The organism is Pseudidiomarina aestuarii, from assembly GCF_003987355.1.
In the GTDB taxonomy this organism is placed as follows: domain Bacteria; phylum Pseudomonadota; class Gammaproteobacteria; order Enterobacterales; family Alteromonadaceae; genus Pseudidiomarina; species Pseudidiomarina aestuarii.
In genome coordinates, this window is the sequence record NZ_PIPR01000008.1 from 1 (window position 1) to 3,965 (window position 3,965).

The 3,965-nt window shown below is 56.4% G+C and carries 1 protein-coding gene; it reads left to right on the forward strand.

The window, feature by feature from the left end; genetic code table 11:
* The coding region (locus CWE22_RS12055) for an Ig-like domain-containing protein (RefSeq protein ID WP_169931747.1) at positions 1 to 3,965 on the forward strand (3,965 nt) is incomplete at both ends.

A 3,965-nucleotide genomic window follows, 5' to 3' on the forward strand; every position in this document is an offset into this window, starting at 1 on the left:
ACCGTTGCAAGCTCAGTCGGTGCGTTGAAAGCCGGTGAGACGGCAGCGCTCACCTTTACCTTAAGTGAGAGCTCAAACGACTTTGTGGTCGGTGATGTGACCGTTGTCAACGGCAGCTTGAGCAACTTTGCCGGCTCGGGTAGCAGCTATACAGCTACCTTGACGCCAACGGCGGACTTTGAAGGCAATGCGACGGTGGATGTAGCCGCGGCGGCCTTTACCGATGCAGCGGGTAACGACAATACCGCGGCAACGCAGGCGGTGATTGCGGTAGATACCGCGATTCCAGTCGCGCCGAGTCTGCCTGATTTGAATGCCGGCAGTGATAGCGGCAGTAGCGCTACCGATAATATTACGAGTGATACCACCCCGAGTTTCAGCGGCACCGCTGAGGCGAATAGCACGGTGGAGTTATTCATCAACAGTAGCTCGGTGGGTAACGTTACGGCCGATGGCAGCGGTGCGTGGAGCTTCACAGCAACCGCTCTCACGGATGCGGTGTATGCAGTAACGGCAACCGCGACCGATGCAGCGGGGAACGTCTCGCCAAGCTCTGCTGCGTTGAGTGTGACCATCGACACGGTGGCACCGACTGCACCGAGTGCGCCAGATTTGGCAGCAGCGTCGGATTCGGGCTCCAGCAGCACGGACAATATCACGCAGAATGCGACCTTAACGGTGACCGGCACGGCAGAAGCCAACAGCACGGTTGCGCTGAACTCATCCTTGGGCGGTGTGATTGGCAGTGCGAGCACCGATGGTAGCGGTGCCTGGTCGGTGGGAACCTCACCACTGGGTGAGGGGGTACATGTGCTCAGCGCGACTGCGACGGATGCTGCAGGTAATGTCAGCAGTGCCTCAAGCGGTCTGAGTGTCACCATCGATAACACCGCATCAGCGCCAACGGGCGTGAGCTTTGATGCAGCGATTATTGATGTGCTGAATCAAGGCTCAATAAGCTTCACCGTAAGTGGCGCGGAAGTCGGTGCTGAGCTCAGTTACACCATCAGCAGTAGCGCAGGTGGCAGTGATGTCACCGGTACTCAGACCATCACCACAGCCGGTCAAACGGTCAGTGGCGTCAATGTCAGTGGCCTGAGTGATGGCACGCTGACCCTGATGGCGGCGACGACGGATGTAGCCGGTAACCGCTCCATGGATGTCAGTGATACGGTTGTGAAAGATGCGACTGTGCCGACGGTGGCGAGCACCGGTCTGAACAGCGGCTTGTTGACCGTCGGTGGCATCATTACGGCAAGTATTGTATTTGACGACACCGTGACGGTGACGGGCACCAACAGCACCGTGGATTTATCCATCGGTGGCACCACACGCCAGGCGAACTTTGTCAGTGCGGTGGGCAATACTCTGACTTATCGATACACGGTCGTTGCTGGTGATAATGATGACGATGGGGTGTCGTTGCTGAGTAATAGTCTGAACCTCAATGGCGATACCATCGAGGATAACTCGGGCAACAGCGCAGACTTGGATTTCCCCACCAATCGTGTGGATACCACGTTGGTGGATACCGGCTTGCCGAGTGCGCCTGTGGTCACGGACCCCGCGCAACAGGTGTATGTCAATCAAGCCGATTACACCATTCGCGGCACCTTGAATGAAGATGATGCGACCATCAATCTGTATCTGGATGCCGATGAAAACGGTCAGGCCGATAACGCGACGGTGCTCGGCACCGCCACGGTTGTGGGCGGCCAGTGGTCGATTGTGCGGACCTTAACCGCCGATACCGACCACAGCTATGTGGTCACCGCGACCGATGCGGCAGGGAACGTTTCGGCTCCAGCGGTTGTGCCTATGATTAGTGAAGACTCGACCGCTCCGGTGGCTCCGGTCGTGTCCGACCCAACGGCGTTGGTTACCGTCAATGCCGATACGTATGTGGTTTCGGGTACGCATGGGGAAGATGGCATCGTAGTCCAGGCCTTTGTTGATGCGGACAATGACGGTGTGGCCGATAACGCCAGCGTACTTGCGCAAGGCACGGTTGGGGTGAATGTTGCCGGTGAATGGGCCATTGAACTGCCCTTGAGCGCGAACGCGTTCAATGACGTGGTGGTGCAGGCCATTGACCGCGCGGGTAATACTTCGGCTGCGGTTGATGTGGCTCGGATTGTGGAAGACTCGGTGGCACCGGCTGATTTTGTGGTATCGATTGAGCAAGGCTTGATTGATGCCACCAATGATACGGCGATGAGCTTTACACTAAGTGGCGCTGAAGTCGGGACTACTTACAACTTCAGCGTGAGTGACGGTAGCAACCAAGTCACTGGCACTGGGTCGGTTAGTTCGGCGACGCAAAGGGTCGGTGGGATCGACGTTCGGGGTTTAACCGAAGGTGTATTGACACTCACTGTGACCTTAGCGGATGCAGTCGGTAACACCTCAGCGGCGCAAACTGATACCGTGACCAAGCTCTATCAAAAAGCACCGACCATTGACCAAGGCAGTAGCGTCACTGTGAGCATGTCTGAAGACGGCTCACCGACTGCGTTTGCCTTGAGCTTGAGTGCAACCGATACCAACGGCGATGATTTGACCTGGTCTGTGAGTGGTGCGCCGAGCAATGGTCAAGCGAGTGTGGCGGGTGACAATACCAGCGCGAGCGTGGACTATGCACCGCAAGCGAACTTTAACGGCACTGATAGCTTCTTGGTGAGTGTGACCGATGGTATCGATACGGCAAGTATCACCGTCAATGTCACCGTGACTGCAGTCAACGACGTGCCCGTGATTAGCGGCACGCCAGACAACAGCGTCGAGCAAGACCAGCGCTACAGCTTCACCCCAACGGCAACGGACAGTGATGACGATGATTTAACCTTCGCCATTACCAATAAACCGAGCTGGGCGAGCTTTAACACCAGCACCGGTGTATTGACGGGCATGCCAGGCAATGCGCAAGTGGGTACCAGCAGCGGTATTGTCATCCGTGTCAGTGATGGCAACGGTGGTGAAGCGGCACTGCCAGCGTTTAGCATTGAAGTGGTGAATGTGAACGATGCGCCGACCATCAGCGGCAGTCCTGCCACAACGGTCGACCAAGGTGAAGCCTACAGCTTCGTGCCAACGGTCAATGATATTGACGGTGACAGGCTGACGTTTAGCATCACTAACTCGCCCAGTTGGGCAGCGTTCTCCACCACTACGGGCGCCTTGACCGGCACCCCAGGTCAGGATGATGTGGGCACGACCGCGGGCATTATCATCAGTGTGGATGATGGCAACGGTGGCGAGACAGCACTGCCAGCGTTCAGCATCGAAGTGGTGAATGTGAACGATGCGCCAACCATAAGCGGCACTCCGGCTTCAACGGTCGACCAGGGTGAAACCTACAGCTTCACGCCAACGGCAGTGGATGTGGATGACGATGAGCTCACCTTTAGCATCGAAAATTCACCTCGTTGGGCGGATTTTGATAGCAGCACCGGTGCGTTAACCGGTACACCAGGTCAGAATGATGTGGGGACTACCAGCGGTATTATCATCCGTGTCAGTGATGGCAACGGTGGTGAAGCGGCACTGCCGGCGTTTAGCATTGAAGTGGTGAATGTGAACGATGCGCCGGTTGGTCAAGAGATCAGCGTCAGCATCGATGAAGATACTTCCGTGACTATCGAGCCGACGATCAGTGATGCCGATGGTGACAATCTCTTCTTGGTGTTGAGTGCTCAGCCAAGTCACGGCACCTTGACTGTTTCCGGAGCGGGTTGGTTGTATCAACCGGATCTGGACTACAACGGTGCCGATAGCTTCACCTACCGTGTCAGTGATGGCGAGGAAGAGTCTCCAGAGTACACAGTCTCGATAACTGTTGAAGGGGTGAACGATGCACCGACTGCGGTGGCTGATGAGTTGACGCAAGCGATGACCGCCGATGGCGTTTATGAGCTGGATGTCCTCATCAACGATACCGATGCGGATAACGATAGCTTAACCATCAC